Source organism: Streptomyces sp. NPDC057654, from assembly GCF_042800135.1.
Classification (GTDB): Bacteria; Actinomycetota; Actinomycetes; order Streptomycetales; family Streptomycetaceae; genus Streptomyces.
This window is the reverse complement of record NZ_JBHVHQ010000460.1, coordinates 1-6,731: the sequence shown is the minus strand read 5'-3', so window position 1 is coordinate 6,731 and position 6,731 is coordinate 1. Positions and strand designations below refer to the sequence as shown.

Genomic DNA, 6,731 nt, shown 5'->3' with positions numbered 1-6,731 from the left:
AACGCCCCCTCCGCCGAGCGGCGGTTCGCGCCGCTGGGCGGGCGCGGCGGCTTCGGGCTGGTCGGGCTGCGGGAGCGAGTGGAGGCCGTGGACGGCGAGCTGCGGGCCGAGCCGACGGCCGACGGCGGCTGGCTGGTCGCCGCCGTCTTCCCCGCGCCGGCCGGCGGCGGGCCCATGGCAGGATCACCCAGGTGAGCAGCTCCACGACGACCGTACTCATCGCCGACGACCAGGAGATGGTCCGTACCGGCTTCCGGCTGATCCTCGACGCGCAGCCCGGCATCACGGTGATCGGCGAGGCCGCGGACGGCGCCGAGTGCGTCGAGGCGGCCCGCCGGCTGCGCCCCGACGTGTGTCTGGTGGACGTGCGGATGCCCAGACTCGACGGCCTGGAGGTGACCCGCGTGCTCGCGGGTCCGGACGCCGCCGATCCGCTTCGGGTGGTCATCGTCACCACCTTCGACCAGGACGACTACCTCTACACGGCGATGCGGCACGGGGCGTGCGGCTTCCTCCTGAAGGACGCGGGGCCGGGGCTGCTGGTCGAGGCGGTACGGGCTGCGGCGCGCGGCGACGCGCTGGTCTCCCCGGCCGTGACCGTACGGCTGCTGGCGCGCCTCGGCGAGCAGCGGCGGAAGCCGTCGGCGAAGGCGGGGCCCGCGCCGCTGACCGGGCGGGAGTCGGAGGTGGTGCGGCTGGTCGCGGTCGGGCGGACCAACCAGGAGATCTGCCAGGAGCTGTTCCTCTCCCTCTCCACCGTCAAGACGCATCTGGCGAGCGTCCAGACGAAGCTGGGGGTACGCAACCGCGTGGAGATCGCGGCCTGGGCGTGGGACACGGGCGCGGTCAGCTCCCGCTGAAGGCGGCGCCCCTCGAAGCCCCCTCGAAGCCCCCTCGGTGCCCCCTCGACGCCCTTTCGGTGCCCCGCCTTCCGGCCACTGCCCAAAGGTCCATTTCCGGCCGATGAGTTGATCTTCGTCCGGCCGGTCCCGTTACGGCCGCGTGTGCGATGTATGGACGCGTCATGGCCCCGGTGGAAAGCTCGACCTACCGCAGTGTCGACCGGGAGGCGAGACACATGGGCGACAAGACGAGTACGCACCCAGGGGCCGCCGGCAGGGCAGTGACGGCCGACCAACCCAGCTCCGTACGGAATGTGGTGCTGGTCGGCCACAGCGGGTCCGGGAAGACGACTCTGGTGGAGGCCCTCGCGCTGGCGACCGGCGCGGTGAACCGGGCAGGACGGGTCGAGGACGGCGGCTGTGCCTCCGACTACGACGAGATCGAGCACCGCCAGCAGCGCTCGGTACAGCTGTCGCTGGTCCCCGTGGAGTGGGGCGGCATAAAAATCAATCTGCTGGACACCCCCGGCTACGCCGATTTCGTCGGGGAGTTGAGGGCCGGTCTGCGGGCAGCGGACGCGGCCCTCTTCATCGTCTCGGCGGCCGACGGCGTGGACGGCGCCACCCGCATGGTGTGGGACGAGTGCGCCGCGGTGAACATGCCGCGCGCCCTGGTCATCACCCATCTCGAAGCCGCGCGCGCCGACTTCGAGGAGATGACGGCGGTCTGCCGGCGGGCGCTGGGCGGCGACTCCCCCGACTCCGTGCTGCCCTTGTATTTGCCGCTGCGCGACGCCGAGGGCGCCGACGGCCACGCCGCCGTCACGGGGCTCATCGGCCTGCTCTCCCAGCGGGTCTTCGACTACTCCACGGGCGTACGGACCGAGAACGAGCCGGACGCGGAGCATCTGCCGCTGATCGAGGAGGCGCGCAACCGGCTCATCGAGGGGATCATCGCCGAGAGCGAGGACGAGACCCTCATGGACCGCTATCTCGGCGGCGCGGAACTCGACGCCAAGACGCTCGTCGAGGATCTCGAACGGGCCGTGGCGCGCGGCCGGTTCCACCCCGTCCTGGCGGCGGCCCCCGCCGCCGAGGGCGCCCGGCAGGGACTGGGCACCGTGGAGCTGCTGGAACTGATCACCGGCGGGTTCCCCACCCCGCTGGAGCGCGAGGCGCCCGCCGTCACGCACCCCGGCGGCGCCCGGCGGGACCCCCTGGTCTGCGATCCGGCGGGCCCGTTGGCCGCGGAGATCGTCAAGACCTCCTCCGACCCGTACGTGGGCCGGATCTCCCTGGTCCGGGTGTTCTCGGGGACCCTGCGCCCGGACGAGACCGTGCACGTCTCGGGCCACGGCCTTCAGGACCGCGGCCATGAGGACCACGACGTCGACGAGCGGGTCGGCGCCCTGTCCTCGCCGTTCGGGAAGGTGCAGCGCACGGTCTCGGAGGCCATCGCGGGCGATCTGGCCTGTGTGGCGAAGCTGAGCCGCGCGGAGACCGGCGACACCCTCTCCGCCAAGGACGCGCCGCTGCTCATGGAGGCGTGGGTGATGCCGGACCCGCTGCTGCCGGTCGCCATCGAGGCGCACAGCAAGGCCGACGAGGACAAGCTCTCGCAGGGGCTCGGCCGCCTCGTCGCCGAGGACCCCACGATGCGCCTCGAACAGAACCCCGACACCCACCAGGTGGTCCTGTGGTGCCTGGGCGAGGCCCATATGGACGTGGCCCTGGAGCGGCTGCGCACCCGGTACGGCGTGCAGGTCGACACCGTGCCGCACAAGGTCTCGCTGCGGGAGACGTTCGGCGGGAAGGCCGCGGGCCGCGGGCGGCATGTGAAGCAGTCGGGCGGCCACGGCCAGTACGCGATCTGCGAGATCGAGGTGGAGCCGCTGCCGCCCGGCTCCGGCATCGACTTCGTGGACAAGGTGGTGGGCGGCGCGGTGCCCCGGCAGTTCATCCCCTCCGTGGAGAAGGGCGTACGGGCCCAGGCCGCGCGCGGCCTCGCCGCCGGGTATCCCCTGGTCGACGTGCGGGTCACGCTGCTCGACGGCAAGGCGCACTCGGTGGACTCCTCGGACGCGGCCTTCCAGACCGCGGGCGCGCTCGCGCTGCGCGAGGCCGCGGCCGACGCCCGTATCCATCTGCTGGAGCCGGTGGCCGAGGTCCAGGTGCTGGTCTCGGACGAGTTCGTGGGGGCCGTGATGAGCGACCTCTCCGGGCGGCGCGGCCGGGTGGTGGGCACCGAGCAGTCGGGGGCGGAGCGCACGCTCGTACGGGCCGAGATCCCGGAGATCGAGATCGGGCGGTACGCGGTGGACCTGCGGTCGCTGTCGCACGGCACGGGGCGGTTCAGCCGTTCGTACGCGCGTCACGAGCCGATGCCGGCGCAGCTCTCCGACCGTATCCGGGAACAGGCCGAGAACGGTCGATAGTTCGCGAGCCGCCCGCCGCAACTCGTGTGCGGCGGGCGGGTTCCCGGCCGGGTTCCCGATCTCCGGCGACATGGGGTGGACACCGCCGATACGCTGGAGCGGCAGCTCACAAGGTGTGGCGTGAGCGGGAGTCGGGAACAGACCGCATCACCAGGTGTGCGCGGCGTTGGGGGCGGTAGTGACAATAGGGGACGCGTTCGACTTCAGTCCGGGAGCGCAGGTTCCGCTTTCGGGCGCGGCCGGACAGACGGCGGCGACGCAGGCGATCGCCTCCGCGGCGTACCGGGACGGCCCGATGGACGAGCTGCTCAAGGCCAACTCGGACACGGCCACCTCCGAGGTGCAGAAGCCCCGGTTCGCGCTGCTCGAACCCAATCTGGGCGAGGCGTTCTCGCGCGCCGTGCAGAAGCGCATGATCGACGCCGGGCGCAAGCCGCTCATCCAGTCGTTCGGCATCGAGCCGCAGACCGTCGTCGAGCACTGTCTGGCCGCGCTGCGCATCCGCAAGCAGCGCGACACCCAGCTGACCGTGATCATGGTGCTCTTCGGGGTGCTCTTCCTGCCCGGCGTGCTGCTGTGGCTCGGCGGCTTCCAGCTCCGCCGGCTGATCGCCGGGGCCCAGAACAAGCGGGCCGGCTTCCTCGGCACGGCGCTGCTCCTCGCGCTGGGCATCCTCGGCGTGATCTTCATGATCAAGCTGCCGTTCAACGGCTTCTGGGGCATCTACCTGCGCGCGATGCTCGTCGTCCCGCTCATCGGCGGGTACTGGGCGAAGATCGTCTGCGAGCGCACCGCGAAGGACCTCCGCGACCGCTGGACCGGCCTCCTCGCGGGCGGCGGCGTGGGCGCGAAGATCCCCGAGGCGGTGCCGAAGAACCCCGGCGAGAGCGCGGCCGAGCGGCTGCGCCAGAGCCTGGCCCACCTCAGCGCGGAGCAGCGCAGCAACGTCGTCTACTACGCCGGGCCCAAGGGCATACTCGGCATGGGCACCCGCTGGGGCAGCTGGCAGATGGCCGAGGACCTCATCCCGAGCGACCCGGACAAGGAGATCCACCCCTTCCGCAGCTGGGACGTGGTGCGGGCGGTGCACGACCAGCTCCAGCTCCTGGAGCGCAGCCCGCTGCACACCGGCGGCTTCACCCCGCCGTTCGTGGAGCACTGGGTGGTCTCCCCCATCGGCGAGGGCGCCTCGGAGGTCGCGCGCCCCGGCGGCGGCGACAAGGGCTCGTACGAAATACGCGGCTCGGAGCTCCAGAAGATCTGCAACGAGCAGCAGTTCGGCAGCGGCAACCGGCACTACCTGGGCGTGCAGTTCGTGCTGTGGGACGGCCAGCTGGTGATCACGCTGCTGATCACGGTCACGGTCCTGCACAAGACCCTGCGCATCGAGATCACCGGGCACGCGCTGGGCCCGGTGCACCCGATCTTCTCGAACAAGCCGAAGGCCCGCACGAAGGAGATCAAGGGGCTGAAGTTCTGGGCGCCGACCCAGAAGACGCTGCCGATCGTGCACGCCCGGGAGGTCGCCCGGCTGACGGCGCGCGCCCCCCTGACCTGGTACCCGCCGCTGCTGGAGTACTGGGGCGGCAAGCTCAAGCTCCCCGAGCCCTTCGGCCTGCGGCACGCCTGGGCGGACAAACCCTGGCGGCACCGGTTCATGGCGGACGACGCGATGCGCGCGGCCACGCCCGTACTGCGCGTGGTGCACGAGGCGGCGCTGCACGTGCTGGAGGAGAACGGCGTGGACATCACGAAGTTCGGCAACCGCGCGGCGTTCCTCAGCGGCGCGGTCCAGGACCCGTCGCCGCGCAAGGCGGACGACTACGCGGGCTGACGGGTCCTTGAGCGCTCTCGCACGCCGTCAGCGGAAGATCCCCGTGTGCCCGAGCGAGTAGCGGCCGGGCTGCGGGTAGACCGCCAGTCCGTGCGGGCCGCTGCCGACCGGGATGCGGGCGAGCTGCCGGCCGCTGCCGGTGTCGACGGCGTAGACCTCGGAGTTGTACCGGCCGGAGAGCCAGAGGACCTTGCCGTCCGCGGAGACCCCGCCCATGTCCGGGCTGCCGCCGTGCGGCAGCTTCCACTTCTTCACCAGCTTGCGGCTGGGCAGGTCGAGGACGGAGATCGTACCCTCGCCGCGGTTGGAGATGTACATCGACTTCGAGTCGCGGGAGACGTAGAGCCCGTGCGCGCCCTTGCCGGTGCGCATCAGGCGCGGCTCGGTGAACTTGTCGCCGTCCAGGACCCACACCCCGTCGGCCATCATGTCGGCGACGTACCACGTCTTCCCGTCGGAGGCGATCTTCACGTCCTGCGGCATCGCGCCCTTGAACGGCAGTTTCTGCTGTCCGGTCACCTTCATGGCGGCGGTGTCGACCTTGAGCAGCTCGCCGGAGAACTCGCAGGAGACGATGAAGTACCGGCCGTCGGGCGAGAAGTCGGCGTGGTTGACGCCGCGGCAGGTCACCGGGACGGTCTTCTTGACCGCCATGGTGTGCGGGTCGCGGAAGACGAGTTCGCGGTCCTTGGAGGCCATCACCACCGCGTATCTGCCGTCCGGTGTGAAGTAGAGGTTGTACGGGTCGTGGACGGCGACGGGTTTGCCGGTCTTGCCGGTGGCGGGGTTCAGGGGCGTCAGCGAGTGCCCGAGGTCGTTGTTGACCCACAGCGTCTTCAGGTCCCAGGAGGGCACGACGTGCTGCGGCTGCCGCCCCACCTTGATCGTCTCGATGACCTTGTACGTCTTCGGGTCGATGACGCTGACCGTGTCGGAGTTGGTGTTCGGCACGTACACGCGGGAGGGGAAGTCCTTGACCACCGGGGACAGGGCGTTCGGCCGGTCCGCCGCGTAGAGGTCGTGCGGGTCCAGCAGCGGCGGCATGCCCGGCAGACCGTCGTCGGGGGTGTGGGAGGAGGCGTGCGGCCGCGGGGTGCGGTCGGCGGCCTCGTCGTGGTGGCCGCCGCCCCCGCAGCCCGTCGCGAGCAGGACGCCGGCGACGGCGAGCAGGGCGGTGCGGCGGACGGTGCGAGGAGTGGGCCCGGTCATGAGGTCAGTCATGAGGTCAGCAGCTCCGTAGTGGTCACGGCGCGCAGTCCGCGCCGGTGCAGGCCGTCGAGGATGCCGGGCAGCGCGGTGAGCGTACCGGCGTGCCCGAAGTGCAGGGACACCACCGAGCCGGGCCGCACGGCGGCCAGGACGGTGCGGCGCACGGCCTCGCCGCCCGGGTCGGTGAAGTCGAGGGAGTCCACGTCGTACGACAGGACGTGCGGGTAGCCGGCCCTGGCGGCCAGCCGGGTGACGCGTGCGGTGGCGTACTGGGTGCGGGAGGGCCGGAACCAGCGGCCGATCGAGCCGGTGAGCCGCCGCAGCCGGTCGGCGCACTCGGTGATCTCCGCGGACGCGGCGGCGCCGGACATCGTGGAGATGTCGAGGTGGCGCATGGTGTGGTTGCCCAGC

At 71.7% G+C, this 6,731-nt stretch carries 5 protein-coding genes and 1 pseudogene; 4 read left to right on the top strand and 2 right to left on the bottom strand.

What is annotated here, in order from left to right; translation table 11 throughout:
* The 4 genes and pseudogenes from ACFU99_RS27770 to ACFU99_RS27755 form a co-directional block, all read left to right on the top strand.
* A pseudogene (locus ACFU99_RS27770) lies at positions 1 to 195 on the top strand (two-component sensor histidine kinase); the annotation flags it as partial.
* Positions 192 to 860: a response regulator gene (locus ACFU99_RS27765; RefSeq protein ID WP_384396978.1), complete on the top strand. Its 669-nt coding sequence runs from the start codon at positions 192 to 194 to the stop codon at positions 858 to 860. The pseudogene ACFU99_RS27770 and the gene ACFU99_RS27765, both read left to right, overlap by 4 nt.
* A gap of 218 nt (positions 861 to 1,078) precedes the next feature.
* The gene (locus ACFU99_RS27760; protein WP_384396987.1) at positions 1,079 to 3,277 is read left to right on the top strand and encodes an elongation factor G-like protein EF-G2; all 2,199 of its coding nucleotides are present in this window, start codon (positions 1,079 to 1,081) and stop codon (positions 3,275 to 3,277) included.
* 184 nt (positions 3,278 to 3,461) lie between these two features.
* Complete coding sequence (locus ACFU99_RS27755) at positions 3,462 to 5,111, top strand: hypothetical protein (RefSeq protein ID WP_384396984.1); 1,650 nt, start codon at positions 3,462 to 3,464, stop codon at positions 5,109 to 5,111.
* 27 nt (positions 5,112 to 5,138) lie between these two features.
* On the opposite strand, the gene ACFU99_RS27750 is transcribed toward ACFU99_RS27755, so the two are convergent.
* Both ACFU99_RS27750 and ACFU99_RS27745 read right to left on the bottom strand, forming a co-directional pair.
* The gene (locus ACFU99_RS27750) at positions 5,139 to 6,320 is read right to left on the bottom strand and encodes a YncE family protein (protein WP_384396981.1); all 1,182 of its coding nucleotides are present in this window, start codon (positions 6,318 to 6,320) and stop codon (positions 5,139 to 5,141) included.
* Between the two features lie 8 nt (positions 6,321 to 6,328).
* A partial coding sequence (locus ACFU99_RS27745) for a polysaccharide deacetylase family protein (RefSeq protein ID WP_384396975.1) occupies positions 6,329 to 6,731 on the bottom strand: 403 nt, incomplete at its 5' end.